Consider the following 23,215-nt stretch of genomic DNA (forward strand, 5'->3'; position numbering starts at 1 on the left):
GCGTGCCCCTCGCAGCCACCGGTGCACTGCTGACCCGGGCCGCCGAACTCCGGTCCGCCGTCGCCGCGTTCAACGTCATCGGCCTGGAACACGTGGAGGCCGTCATCGCCGGCGCCGAGGCCGCCGGTTCGCCCGTCGTCCTCCAAGTCAGCGAGAACGCCGTCAAGTTCCGCCGCGGCCGGCTCCTCCCGCTGGCCCGCGCCGCCACCGCAGCCGCCGAACGCGCCCATGTGCCCGTCGCGCTGCACCTCGACCACGTCCTGGGCGACGACCTGCTCCGCCAGGCCCCCGCCGCCGGGTTCAGCTCGGTGATGTACGACGCGTCCCGGCTGCCTTACGCCGAGAACCTCGCCGCGACCGCGGCCGCCGTCGACTGGGCACACGCCCAAGGCCTGTGGATCGAGGCCGAGTTGGGTGAGGTCGGCGGCAAGGACGGTCGGCCGGCACTGGACGCGCACGCACCCGGGGCACGTACCGACCCCGCCGAGGCACGGGACTTCGTCGCGGCCACCGGTGTCGACGCGCTGGCCGTGGCGATCGGCAGCGCGCACGCCATGACCACCCGCACCGCCGCCCTCGACCACGACCTGCTCGGACGCCTCTCGGCAGCCGTGCCGGTCCCGCTCGTCCTGCACGGCTCCTCCGGCGTCCCCGACGAGGGACTGGTCGCCGCGGTGGCCGGCGGCATCGCCAAGGTCAACGTCGGCACGGCGCTCAACATGGCGATGACCGCGTCCGTCCGCCGTTTCCTCGCGGACCGTCCCGAGGCTGTCGACTCCCGTACGTACCTCGGCGTCGGCCGGGAGGCGATGGCCCGGGAGGTGACCAGGATCATCGGTGTGCTGGCGGGTGCCGCCGGGACTACCCGCGCTTGACCGCCTTCAGCACCACGAACTTCGGGTCGCTCGCGACCAGTTGACTGTTGCCGAACAGGCGGCGCAGCGTCACGTGGTAGCCCAGGTGCCGGTTGCCGATCACCCACAGCTCGCCGCCCGGCCGCAGTGCCCGCTTCGCCCCGGTGAACATCCGCCACGCCGTCGCGTCTGTGGTCGCCTGATGGGAGTGGAACGGCGGGTTGTTCAGCACCACGTCCACGCTCCCGGCCGCGACCCCGGCCAGCCCGTCCCCGACCCGGAACTCGGCATGCCCGGGAACCCCGTTGGCCTTGTAGGTGGCCTCCGCGGAGGCCACCGCCTGGAACGACTCGTCCACGAACAGCACCTCGGCCGTCGGATCGGCCAGCGCCACCGCCGTACCCACGACCCCGTTCCCGCACCCCAGGTCCACGATCCGGCGGCCCCCCTCGGGCAGATGCGCCAGGAAGAACCGCGTCCCGACGTCGAGCCGGTCGGCGCAGAAGACACCCGCGTGGTTGACGACCGTACGCCCGGAGACCGCGCCGATGCCGTCGGGCAGTGCGTAGCTGTACGGCCACGGATTCTCCGGGCGCGCGAGCGCCGGATCCGGCGTGCAGTGGATCAGCCGGGCCTTCTGCTCGGCCAGCGAGGTCCGGGTCGGTCCGATGATCCGCTCGAACAACCGGAGCGTCGAGGTGTGGATCTCCTTGACCATGCCGGTGCCGATCACGACCGTGCCGGCGTGCACGGCGGGCGCCAGCCGCAGCAACTGGTCCTCAAGGAGTGCCAGGCTCTTCGGCACCCGCACCAGCAGCATGTCGACCCGCTCCGGCGGCGGATCCTGGGTGGTCAGCAACTGCACCGCGCCCGGCTCGACACCCGCGCGCGCCAGGTTCACGCGGGTCGCCTCCTGACTCAGGTACGAGTCGGTGATCTGCACCGGCCGGTGCTCGGCCAGTGTCGTGACCAGCGCTCCCCAGCGGTCGCCGAGCACCACGACCGTGCCGGACAGTCCGATCCGCTCCCGGTCGAGATACCGCAGCAGGTACGCGTCGGAGGCGTCCCAGGCACGCAGCCGGTCGCGCGGATCCTCCGGGAAGCGGGACAGCTCGAACTCGCCCCAGGCAGTCGTCATACGGTCGCTCATCGTGCCTCCAGGCTAGCCGAACCGCAGCTCAGGCCTGGTCGGGCAGGATGGGGGGCATGGAGGATGAGCTGTTCCCGAGGGCGCGCGCCCGCATCGCGCCGGGCGCCGTGCACGTCCCCGACTGGCTGGACACGGACCGCCAGCGCGCGCTGCTCACCGCCTGCCGCGACTGGGCCCGGCCCCCGGCGGGCCTGCGCACGGTCCGCACGCCCGGGGGTGGCACGATGACCGCCCGCCAGGTCTGCCTGGGCTGGCACTGGTACCCGTACGCCTACGCCCGCACGGCCGTCGACGGCGACGGCAGCCCCGTGAAGCCGTTCCCGGCGTGGCTCGGCGAACTGGGCCGCCGCGCGGTGACCGACGCAGCGGGCCCGGAGGCGGCCGGCGGATTGTCGTACGACATCGCACTGATCAACTTCTACGGCGCCGATGCCCGCATGGGCATGCACCGCGACGCCGACGAGAAGTCGGACGCGCCGGTGGTGTCGCTCAGCCTGGGGGACACGTGTGTCTTCCGCTTCGGGAACACGGAGAGCAGGGGCAGGCCTTACACGGACGTGGAGCTGCGGTCGGGGGACCTGTTCGTGTTCGGGGGCGAGTCGAGGCTCGCCTATCACGGAGTCCCGAAGGTGTATCCGGGCACGGGGCCCACGGAGCTGGGCCTGACCGGCCGCCTCAACGTCACGCTGCGAGAAAGCGGCTTTGAACGTGCCCCGGCTGTAGCGCCCCTTTAGGGGCGCGGGGCTGTATCGATATGCGGCTGCCGCCGCGTGGGCGCGACCAGCCCCGACGGCGCCGCACCTGCACTACGACCGCTCCTACGGATCATGGCAGACTCCCTCTCATGAGCGGCAAAACGGCCCCCGGCCCGACGGGGAACGGAACCTCGAAACCCCGGTTGGACCGAGGACGCGGCGCACTCGGCCCCGCACTGGAACTCGTGCACACCGGCCGCGCCCCCACCCGCGCGGTGCTCACCGCGGAGCTCGGTGTCACCCGGGCCACGGCCGGTGCCGTCGCCGCCGAGTTGGAGGCGCTCGGCCTGATCAGCGTCGACGCCCACCCGGGCGCGGCCGCCGGGTCGCAGGGCCGCCCCTCGCACCGGCTCGAGGTCGCCGAGAACGGTCCCGTCGCGCTCGCCGCGCAGGTCCACGCCGACGGTTTCCGTGCGGCGCTGGTCGGTCTGGGCGGCCGGATCGTCGCGACCGCCCCCGGCTGCGAGGCGGTCGACGCCGACCCGGCGAAGGTGCTCGGCTCGGTGGTCGAGGCGGGCGCCGACCTCCTGCGCACCACCGGCCTCCGCTGTGTCGGCGCCGGTCTCGCGGTGCCGTCCGCCGTCGCGGAACCGGAGGGCCTGGCCCTCAACCCCCTCCACCTGGCCTGGCCGGTGGGAGCGCCCGTGCGCCGGATCTTCGCGGAGTGCGTGCGGGCGGCCGGGATCACCGGCCCCGCGTTCGCGGGCAACGACGTGAACCTGGCCGCACTCGCCGAGCACCGGCACGGCGCCGGCCGGGGTGCCCGGGACCTGCTGTGCGTGGCCACCGGACACCGGGGCGTCGGCGGCGCCCTGGTCCTGGACGGCCGTCTGCACACCGGGAGTTCGGGCCTCGCCCTGGAGGTCGGCCACCTCGCCGTGAACCCCGAGGGCCGTCCCTGCCACTGCGGCAGCCGGGGCTGCCTGGACGTGGAGGCCGATCCGCTGGCCCTGCTGATCGAGGCGGGCCGCGAGCCCGGCCCCGAGGTGTCGCTGCTCCGGCAGGCCGAGGATCTGGTCCGCGACCACTACGCCGACCCGACCGTCCGCAGGGCCACCGAGGCCCTGATCGACCGGCTCGGCCTCGGCCTGGCGGGGCTCGTCAACATCCTCAACCCCGACCGCATCATCCTCGGCGGCCTGCACCGCACCCTCCTGGACGCCGACCCCGAGCGGCTCCGTGCGGTGGTCGCCGACCGGAGTCTGTGGGGCCAGAGCGGCAGTGTGCCGATCCTGCCGTGCACGCTGAGCCACAACAGCCTGGTAGGAGCGGCCGAGTTGGCCTGGCAGCCGGTGCTGGACGACCCGCTGGGGGCGCTGCGGTAGCGGCCTGCCACCGCAACGGCCCACCGCCGCCCGCCTACCACTGCGCCGCCCGGCTGCACAACGCCGCCACCAGCGGCCGTCGGAGGCCGGACCGGCGTACGCCCGTATCGGCACCCGCCGGTGGGGCCCGCGCTTGCTGGGGGCCTTCGAGCAGATCGTCCACCCGGTGGCTGAACTCACCGCGGAACAGGGTCTGTTGGCGCCGCCATCGGCACCCGCTCGGCCCATGAGACGCCGGCCGCCGCCGCGAGGCTCCGCCCGTCGGTGGACATCTCGGTGGTCTGAGGCGATCAGCGCCAGTCGACGGCGAAGGCCCGGGCCGGGTTGTCCGTGAGCATGCGCTCGACGTGCTCCCCGCCCAACTCGGCCGCCAGGCGCGGCCGCACCCGCCGCAGCACGTACGGCATCCCGGGCCCGCCGTCCACCGACCGGGCCCCCGCCACCACGGTGTCCCCGCCGAGCAGCAGCCGGTCCCCGAACCCGGCCTGGGCCAGGGCCAGTACGGCCTCCGGCATCCGCCAGTCGGTGGCGTGGTTGGCCCGGGACGGTCCGTCGAAGGCCAGCCAGCAGCCGGAGGCGGCGGCCTGCCGCTGCACGACGAGGTCGGGGGAGCGGTTGAGGTGGCCGAGGATCACCCGGTCGCCGGGGACGCCCAACTCACCGCAGAGCAGGTCGAGTACGTCGAGCGCGCCGGTGCCCAGCTCCAGATGGACGGCGATCGGCGCGCCCGTCGCGTGGTGGGCCTCGGCCGCCGCGGTCATGGTCCATCGGGCGTGTGCGTCGAGCTGGTGGAAGCCGCCCGCCACCTTGACCAGACCGGCGCGTACCCCGGACGTCCCGATGCCCTCGGTCAGTTCGGAGACGAAGACCTCGGCGAGCCGCCCGCGCAGCCCGTCGAGCGACTCCGGGGCGTAGTGCGCCGCCTGGTGCAGTCCCGTCGCGCAGACCACGTGCACACCGGCGGCCCGGGACAGCAGCGGCAGATCGGCGGCCCGCCGCCCCATCCCGTACGGCGTCCACTGCACGACGGCCGCCCCGCCCGCAGCCCGGAACGCCGCCAGCTCGGCCCGAGCGGCGCCCGCGTCGTTCAGCTCCTGCCCCGGCAGCCGGGGCTGCGGAGGAAGAGGTGGTCGTGCGCGTCGCAGACCCCCAGGTCCGGCGGCCGGATGTCGCCGAGGACCGTACGGACGCTGCTCACCACTGCGTTCACCACTGCCGCCCGCGCGGCAGTGCTCCGCGCCCCGGCTCCGACAGGTGCAGTACCTGGAAGACATCGCCCTCGGCCTTGGGCGTGTCGTGCTCCCAGAGCGAGAAGTGGACCAGCTCCCAGGCGCCCGTGTCCACGGCGGACGCCGCCAGCACGGCACCGTCTTCGGCTGCCAGCCGCGCTGTCTCGTCCGCCGCCTCCGCCATGAAGGCGGCCAACTCCACACCGTCCGGCACCGGTTGCCGCCGTCGCACGGCGAGCGCGGCCGGGGAGCCGGCGGCGGTGCCCTCCTCGTAGGCCAGGCCCGTCCACTGCCGTATCCGCGGCCGCCCGAAGTCGTCGACCGGCCCCTGGAAGGCGCCTCCCCAGAGGAAGCCGTTCATGCCCGGCACGGTGTTCCAGAGGTAGAACGGCCCGTACTGGTTCACCGGCGAGCCGTGAAGTCCCCGCTCGCGCACGAGGTAGGTCTTCACACCGAGGCCGTCCCAGTCGTCCAGCAGATGCCCTGCTCGGGCGACGCGGGCGCGGATGACCCCCATGTCGTAGTCCGCGGGCAGGGTGAACTCGTACTGCATGGCGTGCATGGCGCTCGTCCCCTCTCAGGCCGGGTAGTCGGTCACGTGCTCATGCCACTCGACGGTCGTGCCGTCCTCGGCGGCCTCCACGACTGCGAGATGCGTCATGAAGCTGCGCGGCCCGGCGCCGTGCCAGTGCCATTCGTCCGGCTCGATCCACACCGTGTCGCCCGCGCGGATCGTCTCCGCCTCGCCACCCCTGCGCTGCACCAGCCCCTCACCTTCGAGGACGTGCAGCACCTGGCCGTGCGGATGCCGGTGCCAGGCGGTGTGCGCGCCGGGCGCGAAATGGACGCTGAACATGCGCAGCCGGGACGGTGCTGCGGGCGCGGCGATCTCGTCCAGCCACACCGTGCCGGTGAAGTTCTCCGCCGGGCCCCGCAGGGTGTCCGGGTGCTTCCTGGTGATGTGCACGTACGTCAACTCCTCAGCAGGGACAGCAGTCCGCGCACGCCGGCGTCGAACGCGGCCGGGGATCCGGACGCCCGGGCGAGCACATAGCCGCCCTGGACGGTCGCGAGCACGGTCGCGGCGATCTCCTCGCCGTCCACGCGGGGCCCGAACTGCCCCTGCTCCTTGCCCTCTTCGACGATCCCGGCGATCAGCTCCAGGATCCGGTCGAGCGTCTCGTCGACCGGCGCGCGCAGTTCGTCGTTCGCGATGATGTCCGGGTCCATCGTCAGCCGTCCGACCGGGCAGCCGCGCAGGACGTCGCGTTCGCGCCGCAGATACGCCTCGATCCGCTCGTACGGCGTGCCCGGCCCGGTGAGCAGGGCCTCGGCGGTGGCCAGCAACTCCTCGGCGGTCCGCCGGATCGCGGCCAGCGCCAGGTCCTGCTTGCCCTTGAAGTGGTGGTACATGCTGCCCTGGCCGGCGCCCGCGCGCTCCAGGATGGCCTTGGGGCTGGTGCCGACGTAACCGCGCTCCCACAGCAGCTCGCGGGTGGACTCGATCAACCGCTCCGACGTGCTCATACGGCGACTGTACATACTAGTAGTTACAGAATGCCAGTCCTTTCCGGAGCAGGACGCCAACCGCCGTCTACTCCCCGGGAGGTACGGCCACTGCCGTCGGCTGCACGACGACCCGGCCCCCTCCCGGCGGTCAGTCTCGATGTGTCACAACGAGACCTGGGGAGTTGAACCGATATGCAGACCCTGGCGAACTGGGACGGCGGGCCCGGCCCGTGGATCCTGTTCTTCCCGCTGATCTGGGCGGCCGTCGTGATCGGCGTCGGCACGTTCCTGCGCCGCGCCGCATGGCGCGGCCGCGGCGGACCCTGGCGTCCGACGGATGCCGGTCGCCCCTCCGGAGACTCACCGCTCGCGGTCCTCGGCCGCCGCTTCGCCACCGGCGAGATCGACGAGGACGAGTACTGGCGCAGGCTGTCCGTCCTGGAGGAGCACTTCGGCCGCATCGGCAAGGGCGGTGCCGCATGAAGCACCAGCGCTGGAGAAGGGACTCGGCGAGGAGACTCACCGCCCGCTCAACTGGCCACAGCCGAGCGGGCGGGAGCGTGTGCGGCACCGGGGACGGCGGCGGTCGCATGTGCGGTGGCCGGGGCGCCGGCGGTCGCATGTGCGGGCGTGGGTGCCCCGGCGGTCGCGGGTGCCGGCTCGGCGATCCGGCGGGGTGCCGGTTCGGCGGCCCGGCGCTGCGGGCGAGCCGTCTTCGGCGCGGCCGTCGGCGCGGGCAGGGTGAACCACACGACCTTGCCGTCGTCGTGCGGCCGTACTCCCCAGCTCTCGCTGACCGCGGCCACCATCGCGAGCCCGCGCCCGCAGGTGGCCATGGGTGCGATCTCCGTGCCGTCCTCGACCACCGGCAGGCGCGGATCGTGGTCACGGACCGACACCGTGAGGCGGTCGAGCTGGAGCTCGATCTCCACGGTGCAGTTCTTGTCGGGCTGGGCGTGCCGGTGGACGTTGGTGAGCAACTCCGTCACACCGAGCGCGGCCCGGTCGATCAGCGGGTCGAGATGCCAGTAGCGCAATTGCGCAGATACGATTCTGCGGACCTGGCCTATCCGCGAGGGCAATGCTTGGAGCTCCACCGAGCAGTGTCTGCTTGGGTGTTTGATCACGGCTGCGACTCCCCGACGTGAGGCCCGGAAGAACACGGAGAACGGATCCAGCAGGGCGCCGCCGTCCACGGGGCCGCCTGCTGTCGTGGCCGGCGGGCTGGTTCGCAGCGTTATCGCCGGTAAACCCAGAGTGACGTGAGACAAGCGTGACCCAGTGCGTACGGTCCCGCAACTCGCCGTGGCTCAGCGGTCACGTCCCGCAGGCCCGAGCGGCTCAGCGGTCATGCCGGGCGGCCCGCTGTACCGCCTCGATGAAGCGGCGCGCCGCCGGCGGACCGGGCTCGCCCGGCGCCGGATCGTGGTCACCCAGAGTGAGTGAGTAGCGCTGGCCGTTGAGGTCGGCCAGGGCCCGGTCCTCCGACGCGAACCACGGCTTCGAGGCCCGTACCGCCTGCACGGGTGCGCTGTCGATCTCGCTGCCGTAGCTCGTCAGCAGCTGCAGCCTGCCGTCCCTTATCCGGACCTGCCCGGCCCGGGTGAGCGAACGCAGCCGCTTGTCGATCCGCACGCCCGTCGCCGTGAACTCCGGCTCCGCCATCCTGCCCCGCCCCTTTTCGAGTACCTCGGACACCGGTCCGGAAGCTTGTGGCCCCGGCCGGCGCGCTCCGGCTCGTGTCGTGCTCCAGTGTGCGCCCCCGTTCGAGACGTTCGTCCCGTCCGGTGGCAGTCTGCCCGCCCTCGGCGCGGAGCACCAGTACGCACGACCCGCCGGTCGGGGGGCGCTCGGAGCACTCGCCGCAATGCGCCCCCGAAGCGTTCACGCCACTGGTCGCTGCTGTTCCCCAGGGGTGCCTTTGAGACGCCCAAAGATGCGTTTATGCAGGTGAGAAGCGTGCGGAAGGTGTTTATGATCGGTGCGTCGGCCGCGTTCGGACGCCGTCGGCGCGAAGCGTAAGGAGTCCTGCCGTGAGCACCACCCCGCAGATCCGGACCGGCGCCACCCTCGATGTCGACCGCAGCGACGCCGCCGGTCGCGACTGGCTCAAAGAAGCAGTACGCAAGGTCCAGGCGGACGCGAACCGCTCGGCGGACACACACCTGCTGCGCTTCCCGCTGCCCGAGGCCTGGGGGATCGACCTGTATCTCAAGGACGAGTCGACACATCCGACCGGAAGCCTGAAGCACCGGCTGGCCCGCTCGCTCTTCCTCTACGGCCTGTGCAATGGCTGGATCCGGCCGGGCCGCCCGGTGATCGAGGCGTCCAGCGGCTCGACGGCCGTCTCCGAGGCGTACTTCGCCAAGCTGATCGGTGTGCCGTTCATCGCCGTCATGCCGCGCACCACCAGCGCCGAGAAGTGCCGGCTCATCGAATTCCACGGCGGGCAGTGCCACTTCGTGGACGACTCCCGGAAAATGTACGAGGAGTCGGCGCGCCTCGCGGTGGAGACCGGCGGCCACTACATGGACCAGTTCACCTACGCCGAACGCGCCACGGACTGGCGTGGCAACAACAACATCGCCGAATCCATCTTCCGCCAGCTGGAGTTGGAGCGGTTCCCGGAACCGGCGTGGATCGTCGCCACGGCGGGGACCGGCGGTACGTCCGCGACGCTGGCGCGCTATGTGCACTACACCCAGCGCGACACCCGGATCTGTGTCGCCGATCCCGAGAACTCCTGTTTCTTCGAGGGCTGGACCACCGGCGACCCGGACGTCACCTGCGACTGCGGGTCCCGGATCGAGGGCATCGGGCGGCCGCGGATGGAGCCGAGCTTCGTGCCCGGGGCCATCGACCGCATGATGAAGGTGCCGGACGCGGCCAGCGTGGCCGCGGTGCGGGCGCTGGAGCAGGCGATCGGACGGAAGGCGGGGGGTTCCACCGGGACCGGGCTGTGGAGCGCTCTGAAAATCGTCTCGGAGATGGTGGCCGAGGGGCGGCAGGGGAGCGTGGTGACACTCCTGTGCGACCCCGGCGACCGCTACCTCGACAAGTACTACTCGGACAGCTGGCTCGCCGAGCAGGGCCTGGACATCGCGCCGTACACGGCGGCGATCGAGTCGCTGCTGGAGACGGGAGTGTGGCGCGGCTGAGCCGCTACTGCGAAAGGCGCCGGTCCAGTTCGGTGACCGCGCCCCGGAAGGCCCGGCCAAGGCCCGCGCGTGCCACTCTGACGGCCAGGCGGAACGGCGCCGTGCCGTCCACGGCGAAGGTCCACTGCACGCGGGTGCCGCCGCCGGACGGCACGAGCCGCCACTCCTCGGCGATGGCGTGCGCGCCGGGCGCGTTGGTCAGGTCGACCCGGTAGGCGTACACCTCGGCCTCCTTGGCCGCGATGATCGTCTCCCGGAAACGCCCGCCGCCCTTGAGCCGGACGGCGCGCCCGGCACCGTCGTCGACGGACTCGGCGTGGGTCACCGCGGCGAACCACTCCGCCCAACCGGGTACGTCGTCGTTGAGCGCGTGGAAGACCCGCTCGGGTGGCGCGGACATCTCCCGCGCGAAGACCAGACGTACGGGCGCGGTCTCGACGAAGTCGAGCCCCACGGGGCGCAGACGGCGCGTCATGGACGAGAACCCCCTTGGCCGAGAAGGCGGTTGACCGGCTCCGCCACGATAACTGGCGGCCCGTCAGATGTCTGTACCGTCGTCGCGATCAGGCCTCCGGCTCGCCCGCCACCACCAGCCGGCGCAGATGCTCCGAGATCTCCGCACGTGCCGCGGCCGGCAGGCCCGCGTCCGTGACCAGCGTGTCGACCTGCTCCAGCTTGGCGAACGAACTCAGGCCCACCGTGCCCCACTTGGTGTGGTCGGCGACCACCACGACCCGCCGGGCCGACTGCACCAGGCGGCGGTTGGTCTCCGCCTCCGCGAGGTTCGGCGTGGACAGGCCGGCCTCGACCGATATGCCGTGCACGCCGAGGAAGAGCAGATCGAAGTGGAGCGCCGCGATCGCCTGATCGGCCACCGGGCCCACCAGGGAGTCGGACGGGGTGCGCACCCCACCGGTCAGCACCACCGTCGCCGCGCCCTGGCGCTGCCCCGAGACGCGCTGGGCCGCATGGAAGACGTCCGCGACCCGCACCGAGTTCGTCACCACGGTCAGGTCGGGGACCTCCAGGAGATGATGGGCCAGCGCGTACGTCGTCGTACCGCCGGACAGCGCTATCGCCGTACCCGGTACGACGAGTTCGGCGGCGGCCCGCGCGATGTCCTCCTTGGCGGTCAGCTCCAGCCCCGACTTGGCCTCGAACCCCGGCTCGTGCGTGCTCGCCTCGACCACCGGCACCGCGCCGCCGTGCACCTTCTCCAGCACGCCCTGCCGGGCCAGCGCGTCCAGGTCCCGGCGTACGGTCATGTCCGACACGCCGAGCTTGCGGGTCAGCTCGTTGACCCGTACGCCGCCCCGGCGCCGGACCTCGTCCAGGATCAGGGCGCGGCGCTGCTCCGCGAGGAGGTTCTGGTTCTCGCTCACGTACGCTCCGGTCCTCTCGCCTCAAGCCGTCCGACACGCCCTGCGTACCAGCCCCGACCAGGACATTCCATCCGGCTTCGGTGCGCGGGCGCCCCATCCTTTCACGGGACCACACAGGTTGCGCCACTCCCTGTGTCGGCGCACACACGTCATTTGGTCACCACGTGTTGCACTGGGTTTCACACACAACGGGGAGATTCAGTGGCGAGTGGTGTGCGTCACACCGGAATCGGCGATCCTGAAACCCGCACGGACACAGACCATCGGCGCGTCACGGGGGAAGTGCGAGAAGAGTGGAACGCGCACAGGAACGCACCGCCGGCGGTCCCGCCGAGCGGCCGGCGGTGACGGAGACCGCGCCCGCCGACCGGACCAAGACTGCGAAGACCGATCCCGCGGACCGGACCACGACCGCGAAGCCCGACCCGGCCGAGCGGCCCGCCGCACCGGAGATCGACCTGGAGCTCCTGGTCCACGGCGTCGGCGGCACCACGCCCGGGAAGATGCTCGACGATCCGCGCACGGTGCGGATCACCGGCGACGACACCGCCGCCGTCTTCCGGCGGGCCGAGGACGTCGACGCCGAGTCCCGGCCCGGCGACTACCGCGACCGGCCGGTGCCCGAGGCGTACGTCTGGTGCAACCTCACCTCCGGCAACGCCTCCCGGGCGTTGTGGCTGCTGCTCCTGCCGTTCATGGTGGTCAACCTCGCCCACTGGATGCGCCCCGCCGCCCAGGACCGGCCGCGCACCGTCCGCTTCTACGGCCTGCTGGTCCGGCTCGCCGGGCTCACCCTCACGGTGCTGCTGGTCGCCGCCGCCTGCGAGGTCGCCCTGGACCTCGCCGCCTGGCAGTGCGCGGGCGTCACCGCCTGCGCCGGCCGGCACTCCTGGCTCGGCTTCCTGTCACCCGCCGGCTCCGCGGGCGGCTGGTGGAGCGCACCCGGACGCCGGCTCGCGCTGGCCGCCCTGGTGCCCACCGCCCTGACCGGCCTGCTCTGGTACCTCTCGCACCGCACCTGGAGCGCCTACGAGTCCACCAGGCCGCCGGACCACGACCCCGAGCCCGGCCGCACCGCTCTCGGCAGCCCCGGCTTCTGGTACGGGCGCCGGCTGGTCGCCCGGCTGCGCGCCGCCCACACCGCCGCAGGCCTGCTCACCGTCGCCGCCGCGGTCCTCGCACCGGCGGCCTCCTTCGACCGCAGGCAGGGCGGAGCCGCCGTACTGGACACGATCGGGTGGCTGCTGACCGGTGCGCTGACCGCCGGGGCCCTCGCCGCGGTGTGGGTGGTCTGCCGCCGGGGCCGCAGCGAGAACCGCCTCGACCGGGCACTGGACCGGCGTCTCGTACGACGCCTGCCGCTCGGCGCGCTGGCCCTGCTGCTGCTCGTGGTGGTGTACGCCGGCTGGTCCCGCCCGGGGTGGCACTCCGCGGGCCGGCTCGCCGGGGACACCACCTTCGGCGGTCTGGCACTGGCCCAGGGCGTGCTGGTGATCGTCCTCGCGGCCGTCGCCCACGACCTGCACCGCCGGCTGCCCGATCCGCGTGCCGCGATCCGCGGACTCGGCGGGCCCGCGGTCGCGCTGCTCGCCTGCGCACTGGGCGGGGTGATCTCGGGCGGGGTCGCCCAGCGGGTCTCCGACTGGCTGGACGGCACCGGCACCTCCATCGCCGGACCGCCGGTACTGCTGACCTGGCAGGCATCGGTGATCCCGCCGGTTCTCGTCGTGCTGCTCGCCGCGGTCGCCTGGCTGTCCTGGCACACCTCGCGGCTCAGCCGCGCGGAACGCACCGCCGTCGCCCTCGGCCACCCCGGGGAGCCGGAGGACGCGGCCCGCAGCCGCCGTATCGCCCGGGTCCGGGCCATGGCCGTCCTCACCGACCGGGCGCCGCTGGTCGTCACCGTGCTGGGCGCCGCCACGCTGGTGCTGGGCGCCGGGGCGCTGGTGGGCGCGCTGGCCACCGGGGAGACCCCGGACACGGCGGCCGGCCGGACCCACACCCTGGTGCACGGCGCGGCCGAGGCCTCCCAGGCGCTCGGCTCCTGGCTGGTCGGGCTCGGCTTCCTACTCTTCGTCACCTGGGGCCGGCGTGCCTACAAGGACGCCGCCGCGCGGCGCACCATCGGCATCCTCTGGGACGTCGGCACCTTCTGGCCGCGCGCCGCCCACCCCTTCGCCCCGCCCTGCTACGCCGAGCGCGCGGTCCCCGACCTGACCTGGCGGATGGACACCTGGACCCGCCGCACCGGCGGCAGGCTGGTCATCTCCGGCCACTCCCAGGGCAGCGTCCTCGCCGCGGCGGCGGCCTGGCAGCTGACCCCGGCGGTCCGCAGACGGGTCGCCCTGCTGACGTACGGCTCCCCGCTGGAGCGGCTGTACGGCCGCTGGTTCCCGGCCCACTTCGGTCCCGCCGAACTCGGCTCCCTGCACCGCGAGGTCGCCTGCTGGCGCAACCTCTACCGCCTCACCGACCCCATCGGCGGCCCCGTACGGATCGCCGACGGCGACGGCCCGCAGGTCGACCACACGCCCCTGAAGGACCCGCTCGCCTACGGACGCACTCCGGGCCACCCGCTTCCCGCGCCGATCCTGGGCCACTCCGACTACCAGGCGGACCCGGTCTTCGCCGAGGAACGGGAGCGGCTGCTGGCCCGGCTGCGCCCGGAGCTGCCCGGGCAGCGGCCGCAACCGGGCGGCTGATCAGGCGACTTCGGGGAGGTCCGGCGCGTACAGCAGCGTCAGGTCGTCGGTGGTCGGGTCGGCGAGCTGGGCGACCCGGCTCGCATGCCGCTCCACCATCGCCTCGAAAGTCTGGCGGGCGGTACGGCCGTTGCCGAACGCGGGGCCCTTCGGGAGCACCGTGAAGTACGTCAGCAGCGCCTCGGGCGTGCCCGGCGCCAGCCGGTACTCGTGCTCGTCGGCCTGCTGCTCCACGATCCGCAGCAGCTCGTCCGGGCCGTAGTCGCTGAAGGTGATGGTCCGGGAGAAACGCGACGCCACACCGGGATTGACCGAAAGGAAGCGCTCCATCTCCTCCGTGTAGCCCGCGACGATCACCACCACGGCGTCCCGCTGGTCCTCCATCAGCTTCACCAGCGTGTCGATGGCCTCCTTGCCGAAGTCCCGCCCGGCGTCCTCCGGCGAGAGCGCGTACGCCTCGTCGATGAACAGCACCCCGCCGTGGGCCCGCTGGAAGGCCTCCTGGGTGCGGATCGCCGTGGAACCGATGTGCTCGCCGACCAGGTCGACCCGGGACACCTCGACCAGATGACCCTTCTCCAGCACCCCGAGGGAGGCGAGGATCTCGCCGTAGAGCCGGGCGACCGTCGTCTTGCCGGTGCCGGGGGAGCCCGTGAACACCAGGTGCCGCTTGACGGAGGCGGCCTTCAGACCGGCCTGCTGGCGGCGCCGGCCGACCTCGATCATGTCGGTCAGCGCACGCACCTCGCGCTTGACGCTGTCCAGGCCGACCAGCGCGTCGAGCTCCCCGAGCACGGCCTTCGAGGTCCGCACCGGCTCCTCGGGCGCGGCGGGAGCGAGGAGCGGTTCCTGCTCGGTGCTGCGCTGGCCGGGGATCGCGCCCAGCAGGCCGGGGGACTGGTACGAGGTCTGTACGACCGTCTCGCGTGCCTCGGGCGGCCGCAGGCTGCCGCTCTCGTCGCTGGTGCAGTCCTCCACCACCGGGCCGGTGCCCGAGCCCGCGTCCGGACCGCCGTCCGCGAACTCGTAACCCCCGCGCGCGCACCGCTCCGTGCGGCACCTGCGCAGCGTCGTACGGCAGCCGTCGATCACATGGAAGCCGTAGCCGCCGCTGCCGGTGACCCGGCAGTTCTGGAAGGTGCCGCGGCCTCCAGCCGACACGTAGAAGCCCGCCTCGGCCGGGGAGTCCACCGTGCAGCGCTCGATGGTGGGGTCGGCGCCCTTGGTGACGATCACACCGGTCTGGGTGCCGTCCACCGTGCAGTTGTTGAGGGTGCCGCCGCTGCCGTGGTCGCGGAACCAGGCGCCGGTGGCCGCGTCCCGGATCCGGCAGTCGTCGAGCTGCGCGGTGGCGCCGTCGCTCACCGACACCGCCGTGTTGCGCACCTGGGAGAGGTCGCTGTCGACGACGTCCGCGCGGGAGCCGCGGTCCAGCACGAACAGGGCGTCCGGCACGTCGTGCACCCGGCAGGAGTCCAGGACCACGGTGGCGCCGTCGCTGACCCACACCGCCGGATAGTCGCCCGTGCTGTCGAAGATCTCGCACTGGTTGGCGTCCACCCGGGTGCCGGGGTCCCACACCGACAGCCCGTTGCGCCCGAACTGACGCACGGTCGTCCGCGTCAGCGTCAGCACCGAACGCGAGCGCAGGTCGACCGCGTTCTCCGGGATGTCGTGGATACGGCAGTCCGCGAGGGTGAGTACCGCGTCGGTGTCCAGGGTGATCCCGTCGGCGGTGGTGCGGTGCACATCGCAGTCGGTGAGGTGCGCCGTCGCCCGCGCGGTGACCTGCACACCGGAGCCGCGCACCTCGTAGATCTCGCAACCCACGGCTTCCAGCGCGGAGTTCTCCCCGGTGGCCGTCATGCCCGTGCCCGAGGCGTGGTGCACCCGGCAGCGCTCGAGCCGGGGGTGGCCGCCGCCGCGCACCGCCACGCCCGCCTGCCCGGCCGCCACGACCTCGCACTCCTCGAACACCCCGCCGCCGCCGTCGAGAACGGCGATGCCGATGCCCGCCGGGTTGTCCACGGTGCACCGCCGCACGGTCGGCCGGGCTCCGCCGCGCACCTCGATCCCGGCGGCGGACCGGGTGACGATCCGCACGTCCAGCAGCTCGGGAGTGCCCTCCTCGACCAGCAGCGCGGGTGCGGCCGCGTCCTGGCCCTCGACATGCAGGTCCTGTACGACCGCGGAGGCGCGCACGGTCAGCGGGACCCCGTCCGCGGGGGCGATCCGCACCGAGCCGGGCGAGCCCTCCGGCCCGCGCAGCGTCACCGCGCGCTGGACGACGAGGTTCTCCCGGTAGGTGCCGGGCGCGACCGTGAGGACGTCGCCGTCGGCGGCGGCCTCCAGGGCGGCGGCGAGCGAAGCGTACTCACCCGTGCGGCGCCGCCACCTCGATGTGCCGGTGTGCGTCACCTGGACCGTGCCCTGTGCCATGGCGTTGCCGTGCCCCCACCTCGTCGTACAGATCGCTCGCTCGCCTTCGGGGCGCCACCGCGGACGGTGCCCGGCCCCTGTGGTTCGCTCGCGCGCGGGTCGATGCCGAATGCGCTTCGGCCGGTCCACCGTAGCGTGCGCCGAGGTGGTGGGTTGACCAGAGACGGAAGGCGGTCAGCTGCCCGTGCCGGCCTTGCCCCAGTCCGGACCCGCCCGGTCCCAGGCCTGGTCCCAACGTGCGTACCTGCGACGGACCATACGCCAGACGATCATGCGCCTGACGCTCTCGACCAGCCCCGCGGTGAGCAGGGCCGCGCCGAACCCGGCCAGCACCGCGTGGGTCGTCGCCGTCACGGCGTCCAGCGGGCGGGCCGCTATCAGGCCGTGCTGGTCCGTCCAGACGTCGAAGTGGTCGCCCTTGTGCGGGGATTTGAGGGTCGTCAGGACCGGGCCGTGCTGCCGGGTGCCGTCCGGTGCGGTCCAGTCGGCGAGGACGCGGCTGCGGTTGTCGTGGGCGCTGGTGGCGTCGGGGTCGGGCTCCACCGGGGCGGCGCCCAGCTTGCGCACCACGGTGGCCATCACGAGATGCCGGTCGTGCTGCTGCTGCCGGACCGACCGCTGCAGGGCGCCCTGGGCGGCGGCGCCGACGAACGAGCCGAGCACCGGCGCGGCCACCACGATCAGCACCAGCGCCACCAGGGCCACCCAGGCCTCTACCAGGTCGGTCGCGCGGCGCAGCGGATTGCGCCGCCACCGCCACAGGCCGCGGATCGCTCGCACCGACCACCACCCCCTTCCCGCTCCGTGATAACCCCCGCCCGGTCCGTTCACCCGGGACCCGGGCCGAAGAGAGAGCGAAATCACCCCCGGCCGGGACTCTCATGAACTTCTCACGACCTCAACGACCGGGCCGCGGGCCTGGGTTCCCGCCCGGCGGTGGAGATCGCTCGACGCGCGGGATGCGCGGGATGCGGGGGATGCGGGGGATGCGGGGGAGGCTCGGACAGGACTGGACGGGGGCGAGGCCGGGGGACGCCGTTCGGCCCCCGGAATCTCAGTCGAGGACCCGGACCGGGTCCCCCACCCGGATCGTGCCGGGGGAGTGCGGCACCAGGTTCTGGCCGAAGACCAGCTGGTTGCCGAACCTGCGGTGCCGTGCCAGCGTCCGCAGCGGCTCCCTGCCGCGTTCGGCGGTGACCTGGTCGGTCGTGGTCACCACGCACCGCCCGCACATCTTCGCGACCCGGAACTCGACCTCGCCGATCGCGATCCGTCTCCAGTCGTCCTCGGCCCAGGCCCGCGTGGAGCGCACCACCACGTTCGGCCGGAACCGGTTCATGGGCAGCGGGCCCTCGTCGGCATGCTCGCCCTGCGCGACCAGGGAGTTGAGGGCGTCCAGCGAGGCCTGCGTGGTGACCAGCAGGGGATAGCCGTCGGCGAAGCTCACGGTCTCGCCCGGCAGTGCGTGGTCCGGGTCGATCGGGCGGCGCGTCGCGGGGGCGTCCATGTGGGCGAGGCGGACATCGGCCTCCAGATAGGCGCCGCACCACGCATGGGCCGCTTCCGCGGCGAGGACCGCCTCCACCTTCGTGCCGAAGAGGTCCACCGGCACCGTGACCCCCGGATCCGGGACCGGCACCGGCAGGGGTGTGCGCCCGGGCGCGGACAGACGTACGCCGCCACCGGGCAGCAGCTCGGCAGCGGCGAGCGCGAGGCGCGGTTGTACGCGCTGGGTGACGACCTTTCCCCCGTCGTCGATCAGAACCCAGCGTCGGTCACCGGCCAGCCCCCAGGGCTCCACGACGGCCTCCCGGGGCGAGAAGCCCCGGAGCGCCTTGACCGGGTGAACGTGAATCGACTGCAGTTCGGCCGTCCCCATGACGCCATCGTGCCAGGCGGCACGGACATCGGGGGGCGCCGATCAGTAGCCGCGGTACTGCTGCTGTTGCTGGTTGTTGTACGGGTCCTGGTACGGAGCCGCCGGCGCGGGGCGCGGAGCAGCCGGGCGCATCGCCTCGTAACCCGTGGCGCCCATCATCGGACGGGGCGGCTGCGGCTGCTGCGCGGGGTAGCCGCGCGGTCCCGTCGCCTGCTGGGGGATGTAGGCCGTGGGCGCCTGCTGCAGCGGCGCGGGCTGCTGCATCTGCTGCGGGTAGCCGTAGCCCGGGGCCGGCTGGGAAGGGCCCGCCGGGAGGGCGGGCAGTGCCGCCGGCAGCGCGGGCAGGTTGCTGAAGCTGCTGCCCGTGTCGTAGGCGGGCGGGACCCGGATCGGGGCGATCTGCGGGGTGCCCCGTTCGGCCACGAGCGAGTCGTAGATCGGAGTGTCCGGGAAGGAGGCGGAGTAGTAGCCGCCGCCATAGGTGGAGCGGGGGGAGGTCATGGCACATAAGTTAAGCCCACGATGTGCTGGTTGGGGAGACCGATAAGAGGGTTGTTTTCCGTGTCGGCAGTGACGCCGGATCCCCAATCCGAGCGAACTCGGCAAAAAAGGACGGCAATCAGCGTTCTGATCGTGTAAAGGCCGAGTTCCGAGCCGGTTACCTGCAGTTGGCCAGGGATCTTCCTGTGCCGCTCATGGGAGATCCCTGTCCCCGGGAATAGGTTGTGAGGGTAGGGATGACCTGGGACCGCCGGGGCGCGCCCGGCATGCCGACACATGATGGGGGCGGACATGTCAATGCCGAAAGGATCGAATACGCCGGTGCCGACCACGGCACTGCGGGTCGAATTGGGCTGGCGCTCCGGTCCGGGTGCCCCCGACGCGGACGCCTCGGCGCTGCTGCTGGTCGCCGGGAAAGTGCGCTCCGACGGCGACTTCGTCTTCTACAACCAGCCGGCGCACGCCTCGGGCGCGGTCCGGCACGAGGGCAAGCGCCGCTCCGGCGACCTGGTCACCGACACCCTTTTCGTCGACCTCGCGCGCGTGGAGCACCCGATCGAGCGGATCGTCCTCGCGGCCTCGGCCGACGGCGGAACGTTTGGGCAGGTCCTCGGCCTCTACGTCGAGGTCCGGAGCGCGGCGGACGGAGCTGTGGTCGCCCGGTTCGACAGTACGGGCGCCACGGTGGAGACCGCTTTCGTGCTCGGTGAGTTGTACCGCCGCCAGGGCGGCTGGAAGTTCCGTGCGGTGGGGCAGGGGTACAGCAGCGGGCTGGAAGGGCTCGCCACGGACTTCGGGATCACGGTGGACGAGCCGCAGCACCCGGTGCAGCCGCCCACGCCGCAGACCACCGCGCCGACCCCGGCTCCGGTCCCTGGTCCGGTCACTCCGCCGGCCCCCCGTCCGGTCACCGGGGCAGGGGCCGGCGGAGTGCCCTTCCCGCAGCACCCGGCGCCGACCTCCGCCGGCCTTCCCGTCCCGCCGCCCCCGCCGACCGCCACCGTGCGGCTGTCCAAGGTGACGCTCACCAAGGCGGCCCCCTCCGTCTCCCTGGCCAAACAGGGCGGCACCTCGGGCGCGCTGCGGGTCAACCTCAACTGGCAGGTCCGCAAAGAGCTCCCCGGCTGGGGCGGCCGACGCGGCGCAGCGAGCGCCCTCGACCTCGACCTGTGCGCCCTGTACGAGCTCGCCGACGGCCGCAAGGGCGTCGTCCAGGCGCTGGGCAACGCCTTCGGCTCCGTGAACCGGCCGCCGTACATCCACCTCGACGGGGACGACCGCACCGGTGCCGTGTCGAGCGGGGAGAACCTCACCGTCAACCTCGATCACAGGCAGGACTTCCGGCGCATCCTGGTCTTCGTGACGATCTACCAGGGCGCCTCGTCCTTCGCCGACCTGCACGCCACGGTCACCCTCCAGCCCCAGCACGGCGCCCCGGTCGACTTCTCCCTGGACGAGTGCACGGTTCCCTCGACCGTGTGCGCGCTCGCCCTGCTCACCAACACCGGCGGCGACCTGATCGTGCAGCGCGAGGCGCGCTACCTGGTCCCGGAGCGCGGGGTGAGCCCGCAGCGGACCGTCGACCGCGCCTACGGCTGGGGCATGAACTGGACGCCCGGCCGCAAGTGACGCGAAGGGCGGTCAGCCTTCGTCGGCGACCGTGCCGGGACGCGCGTACGTACGGCCCTTCCAGGCCGCCCCGCGCCCCCGGTAGTGCTGCACCGCCGAGTCGACCGTCATGAGGAGGTAGAGGAACGCGGTGAAGGGCAGCAGCGGGGCGAGCCGGAGCGGCTGCCGGTAGTAGCGGAGCATCGGTACGTACGTCACGGTCATCACCAGCCAGGCCGCGGCGCCGAGGAGCAGCGCCGCGGTGCTTCCGGTGACCGCCCCGGCCAGCACCGCCGCCGGTGGCACCAGGTACACCAGCGCGAGACCGGCGACCGTACCGAGGAGCAGCAGCGGGTTGTGCCGCAGCTGCGCGTAGGCGCTGCGGGAGACCATCCGCCACAGGTCGTGCAGGCGCGGATAGGGGCGCACGCTGTCCACCCGCTCGGCGAGCCCCAGCCAGATGTGCCCTCCGGTGCCCTTCACCGCGCGGGCGAGCGCCACGTCGTCGATCACGGCGTGCCGGATGGCGTCCGGGATGCGTGCCCGCTCCGCCGTGTCGGCGCGCAGCAGGACACAGCCGCCCGCCGCTGCCGCCGTGCGCGAGCCCTTCCGGCCGATCCGGCGGAAGGGGTACAGCTGGGCAAAGAAGTAGACGAAGGCGGGCACCACGAGCCGTTCCCACAGACTCGCCACCCGCAGCCGGGCCATCTGCGAGACCGCGTCGAAGCCCCCGGTGCCGGCCGCCGCCACCAGCAGCCGCAGACTGTCCGGCTCGTGCGCGATGTCGGCGTCCGTCAGCAGCAGGTACTCGGGGTCACGCGCGCGTGCCAGGGCGATGCCGTGCCGTACCGCCCACAGCTTGCCCGTCCAGCCTGCCGGCGGCTCACCGGGCGAGGCCACGGTCAGCGGCAGCCCACCGTCGCGCGCGGCCAGCTCCCGGGCCAGCTCCCCGGTGCCGTCCGAACTGCCGTCGTCGACCAGGAACACCTCCGCCCGCCCCGGATAGTCCTGCGCCAGCAGCGACGGCAGACTCAGGGGCAGTACCGCGGCCTCGTCCCGGGCCGGGACGACCACGCACACGTCGGGCCACCGAGCGGGCTCGCGCCGGGGCGGCAGCCGGACGTCGGTGCGCCAGAAGAAGCCCTGGCAGAGCAGCAGCCACAGCCAGGCGGTGAGAGATACGGCGGCGGTCCACACGAAGGCGCTCACCCGCGCAGTCTGCCCCATCCGTCCTGCTCCCAACGGCCCATCGTCTATCGTGGCCGGGTGAAGATCGCGCTCATCGACTCCGGAATCGGCCTGCTGGCGGCCACCGCAGCGGTACGGCGGCTGCGCCCCGACGCCGATCTCGTCCTCTCCTTCGACCCCGAGGGCATGCCCTGGGGACCGCGTACCCCCGAGGGCATCACCGAGCGCGCCATGGCCGTCGCCGAGGCCGCCGCCGCCCGCCGGCCCGACGCGCTGATCATCGGCTGCAACACGGCGACCGTGAACTCCCTGTCGGCGCTGCGCGCGCGCCTGGAACCCGGCATCCCGGTCATCGGCACGGTCCCGGCGATCAAGCCGGCCGCCGCCGGCGGTGGTCCCGTCGCGATCTGGGCTACCCCCGCGACCACGGGCAGTGCGTACCAGCGGGGCCTGATCGAGGACTTCGCCGGCGGCGTGCCGGTCACCGAGGTGCCCTGCTGGGGACTTGCCGAGGCCGTGGAGCACGCCGACCAGGCCGCCGTCGACGCGGCCGTGACCGCGGCGGCCGAGCTCACCCCCGACGACGTGACGACCGTCGTTCTCGGCTGCACCCACTACGAACTCCTGGCGGAACGTATCCGCGCCGCCGTCCAGCGCCCCGGCGCCGCACCCCTCGCCCTGCACGGCTCCGCCGGTGCGGTGGCCGCCCAGGCACTGCGCCGGATCGGTGCGCAGCCGGCCCCCGGCGCACCGGCCACCGGCACGGTGACGGTGCTGCTCAACGGCCGGGAGGGTGAGCTGCCCGAGGCCGCGCTGAGCTATGCCGAGGCCCGCCTGCTGCGCACGGCCAGTCCTGCCGCGTCCCAGTGAACCCCTCGGGGCCGGGGATACCGCCGATGTGAGCAGTCACCCTCCGCAACGCGGTACCCGCGCAGCGAAACGTGAGTAATCTCGTAGATATGAGGGACCACCCCCGCGACCACTCTCCGGACAAGGACGTCCCGCAGCCGGATGTCTGGACCGGGCGCGCCACGAACCGGGTCCAGTGGCTGCTGGCGCTGGTCGGCGCGGCCTGTATGGCGCTCGGTATCGAACTGGCCGTGGACTCCGCCTGGAACGCGGGGGTCGCCCCGCTGGTGATGTCGGTCGTGGGCTGTATCGCGGCCGGACTGCTGGTTCTCTTCGGCACCCTCGCCTTCGTGCATGTGGACCTGAAGCTCGACAGGGAGTGCCTCGAAATCCGCTGCGGTCATATAGGAGTGCCGCGGCGTCGTATTCCGCTCTCCCAGGTGGTCGGCGCGGACTTCTCCCCGCAGATCACCCCGCGCCACTGGGGCGGCTGGGGCTACCGCTGGCGCCCCGAGAAGGGCACGGCCGTCGTCGTCCGCCGTGGCGAGGGCATCGTCCTGCGCCTGTGGGACGGCCACACCTTCACCATCACCGTGGACAACGCCGAGTCCGCGGTGCGAGTCATCAGGGAACGCCTGCGGACGATCACGCCGGGTACGGCTCGCTGACGCAGGTCGCGCACAGGGC

22 protein-coding genes and 1 pseudogene are annotated in these 23,215 nt (G+C 73.0%); 9 read left to right on the forward strand and 14 right to left on the reverse strand.

Going from position 1 to position 23,215, the window contains the following annotated elements; genetic code table 11:
- Window positions 1-2 precede the first annotated feature (2 nt).
- The gene (locus tag ACFWPS_RS28865) at window positions 3-875 is read left to right on the forward strand and encodes a ketose-bisphosphate aldolase (protein ID WP_383709764.1); all 873 of its coding nucleotides are present in this window, start codon (window positions 3-5) and stop codon (window positions 873-875) included.
- Here the strand turns inward: ACFWPS_RS28865 and ACFWPS_RS28870 are convergent.
- The gene (locus tag ACFWPS_RS28870; RefSeq protein WP_383709890.1) at window positions 862-1,992 is read right to left on the reverse strand and encodes a methyltransferase; all 1,131 of its coding nucleotides are present in this window, start codon (window positions 1,990-1,992) and stop codon (window positions 862-864) included. The genes ACFWPS_RS28865 and ACFWPS_RS28870 overlap by 14 nt on opposite strands.
- Before the next feature lie 68 nt (window positions 1,993-2,060).
- Here ACFWPS_RS28870 and ACFWPS_RS28875 point away from each other — a divergent pair, with 68 nt between their 5' ends.
- A complete protein-coding gene (locus ACFWPS_RS28875; RefSeq protein ID WP_383709766.1) occupies window positions 2,061-2,738 on the forward strand; it encodes an alpha-ketoglutarate-dependent dioxygenase AlkB family protein in 678 nt (225 codons plus the stop codon).
- A gap of 110 nt (window positions 2,739-2,848) precedes the next feature.
- Window positions 2,849-4,084, forward strand: a complete 1,236-nt coding sequence (locus ACFWPS_RS28880; protein WP_383709769.1) for an ROK family protein — start codon at window positions 2,849-2,851, stop codon at window positions 4,082-4,084.
- 290 nt (window positions 4,085-4,374) lie between these two features.
- Here the strand turns inward: ACFWPS_RS28880 and ACFWPS_RS28885 are convergent.
- The 4 genes and pseudogenes from ACFWPS_RS28885 to ACFWPS_RS28900 all read right to left on the reverse strand — a co-directional run bounded on the left by ACFWPS_RS28885 (window position 4,375) and on the right by ACFWPS_RS28900 (window position 6,840).
- Window positions 4,375-5,282 (reverse strand): annotated as a pseudogene (locus ACFWPS_RS28885) (phosphotriesterase).
- Window positions 5,283-5,290: 8 nt separating this feature from the next.
- On the reverse strand, window positions 5,291-5,875 hold the full coding sequence (locus tag ACFWPS_RS28890) for a DUF4865 family protein (protein WP_383709771.1): 585 nt from the start codon (window positions 5,873-5,875) through the stop codon (window positions 5,291-5,293).
- Between the two features lie 15 nt (window positions 5,876-5,890).
- Complete coding sequence (locus ACFWPS_RS28895; RefSeq protein ID WP_383709773.1) at window positions 5,891-6,280, reverse strand: cupin domain-containing protein; 390 nt, start codon at window positions 6,278-6,280, stop codon at window positions 5,891-5,893.
- 5 nt (window positions 6,281-6,285) lie between these two features.
- Window positions 6,286-6,840: a TetR/AcrR family transcriptional regulator gene (locus tag ACFWPS_RS28900; protein ID WP_383709776.1), complete on the reverse strand. Its 555-nt coding sequence runs from the start codon at window positions 6,838-6,840 to the stop codon at window positions 6,286-6,288.
- Between the two features lie 174 nt (window positions 6,841-7,014).
- Here ACFWPS_RS28900 and ACFWPS_RS28905 point away from each other — a divergent pair, with 174 nt between their 5' ends.
- The gene (locus tag ACFWPS_RS28905; RefSeq protein ID WP_383709778.1) at window positions 7,015-7,305 is read left to right on the forward strand and encodes an SHOCT domain-containing protein; all 291 of its coding nucleotides are present in this window, start codon (window positions 7,015-7,017) and stop codon (window positions 7,303-7,305) included.
- Window positions 7,306-7,352: 47 nt separating this feature from the next.
- On the opposite strand, the gene ACFWPS_RS28910 is transcribed toward ACFWPS_RS28905, so the two are convergent.
- Complete coding sequence (locus tag ACFWPS_RS28910) at window positions 7,353-7,949, reverse strand: ATP-binding protein (protein WP_383709781.1); 597 nt, start codon at window positions 7,947-7,949, stop codon at window positions 7,353-7,355.
- A gap of 214 nt (window positions 7,950-8,163) precedes the next feature.
- Entirely contained in the window at window positions 8,164-8,487 is a 324-nt protein-coding gene (locus ACFWPS_RS28915; protein ID WP_383709784.1) for a hypothetical protein, read from the reverse strand.
- 368 nt (window positions 8,488-8,855) lie between these two features.
- Here ACFWPS_RS28915 and ACFWPS_RS28920 point away from each other — a divergent pair, with 368 nt between their 5' ends.
- A complete protein-coding gene (locus tag ACFWPS_RS28920) occupies window positions 8,856-9,980 on the forward strand; it encodes a PLP-dependent cysteine synthase family protein (protein ID WP_383709787.1) in 1,125 nt (374 codons plus the stop codon).
- Window positions 9,981-9,984: 4 nt separating this feature from the next.
- Here the strand turns inward: ACFWPS_RS28920 and ACFWPS_RS28925 are convergent, their stop codons facing one another.
- Entirely contained in the window at window positions 9,985-10,455 is a 471-nt protein-coding gene (locus tag ACFWPS_RS28925) for an SRPBCC family protein (RefSeq protein ID WP_383709789.1), read from the reverse strand.
- A gap of 88 nt (window positions 10,456-10,543) precedes the next feature.
- The gene (locus ACFWPS_RS28930; RefSeq protein WP_383709792.1) at window positions 10,544-11,362 is read right to left on the reverse strand and encodes a DeoR/GlpR family DNA-binding transcription regulator; all 819 of its coding nucleotides are present in this window, start codon (window positions 11,360-11,362) and stop codon (window positions 10,544-10,546) included.
- Window positions 11,363-11,655: 293 nt separating this feature from the next.
- Between ACFWPS_RS28930 and ACFWPS_RS28935 the strand changes: the two genes are divergently transcribed.
- Window positions 11,656-14,064 (forward strand): hypothetical protein, encoded by a 2,409-nt coding sequence (locus tag ACFWPS_RS28935; RefSeq protein WP_383709794.1) that lies wholly within the window; start codon window positions 11,656-11,658, stop codon window positions 14,062-14,064.
- Here the strand turns inward: ACFWPS_RS28935 and ACFWPS_RS28940 are convergent, their stop codons facing one another.
- The 4 genes from ACFWPS_RS28940 to ACFWPS_RS28955 form a co-directional block, all read right to left on the reverse strand.
- Complete coding sequence (locus ACFWPS_RS28940) at window positions 14,065-16,503, reverse strand: right-handed parallel beta-helix repeat-containing protein (RefSeq protein ID WP_383709797.1); 2,439 nt, start codon at window positions 16,501-16,503, stop codon at window positions 14,065-14,067.
- Window positions 16,504-16,677: 174 nt separating this feature from the next.
- Entirely contained in the window at window positions 16,678-17,283 is a 606-nt protein-coding gene (locus tag ACFWPS_RS28945) for a hypothetical protein (protein ID WP_383709800.1), read from the reverse strand.
- A gap of 274 nt (window positions 17,284-17,557) precedes the next feature.
- A complete protein-coding gene (locus ACFWPS_RS28950; protein ID WP_383709803.1) occupies window positions 17,558-18,382 on the reverse strand; it encodes an MOSC domain-containing protein in 825 nt (274 codons plus the stop codon).
- Window positions 18,383-18,424: 42 nt separating this feature from the next.
- Window positions 18,425-18,883, reverse strand: coding sequence for a DUF6643 family protein (locus tag ACFWPS_RS28955; protein WP_383709806.1), 459 nt, complete (start codon window positions 18,881-18,883; stop codon window positions 18,425-18,427).
- A 279-nt stretch (window positions 18,884-19,162) separates the two neighbouring features.
- Here ACFWPS_RS28955 and ACFWPS_RS28960 point away from each other — a divergent pair, with 279 nt between their 5' ends.
- Window positions 19,163-20,512: a TerD family protein gene (locus tag ACFWPS_RS28960; RefSeq protein WP_383709809.1), complete on the forward strand. Its 1,350-nt coding sequence runs from the start codon at window positions 19,163-19,165 to the stop codon at window positions 20,510-20,512.
- Between the two features lie 12 nt (window positions 20,513-20,524).
- On the opposite strand, the gene ACFWPS_RS28965 is transcribed toward ACFWPS_RS28960, so the two are convergent.
- Window positions 20,525-21,718: a glycosyltransferase gene (locus ACFWPS_RS28965; protein WP_383709812.1), complete on the reverse strand. Its 1,194-nt coding sequence runs from the start codon at window positions 21,716-21,718 to the stop codon at window positions 20,525-20,527.
- Between the two features lie 39 nt (window positions 21,719-21,757).
- Between ACFWPS_RS28965 and ACFWPS_RS28970 the strand changes: the two genes are divergently transcribed.
- Both ACFWPS_RS28970 and ACFWPS_RS28975 read left to right on the forward strand, forming a co-directional pair.
- Window positions 21,758-22,549 (forward strand): glutamate racemase, encoded by a 792-nt coding sequence (locus ACFWPS_RS28970; protein WP_383709815.1) that lies wholly within the window; start codon window positions 21,758-21,760, stop codon window positions 22,547-22,549.
- An 89-nt stretch (window positions 22,550-22,638) separates the two neighbouring features.
- Complete coding sequence (locus ACFWPS_RS28975) at window positions 22,639-23,196, forward strand: hypothetical protein (protein WP_383709817.1); 558 nt, start codon at window positions 22,639-22,641, stop codon at window positions 23,194-23,196.
- Window positions 23,197-23,215: the final 19 nt, after the last annotated feature.

This window comes from Streptomyces sp. NPDC058457 (genome assembly GCF_042720695.1).
Classification (GTDB): Bacteria; Actinomycetota; Actinomycetes; order Streptomycetales; family Streptomycetaceae; genus Streptomyces.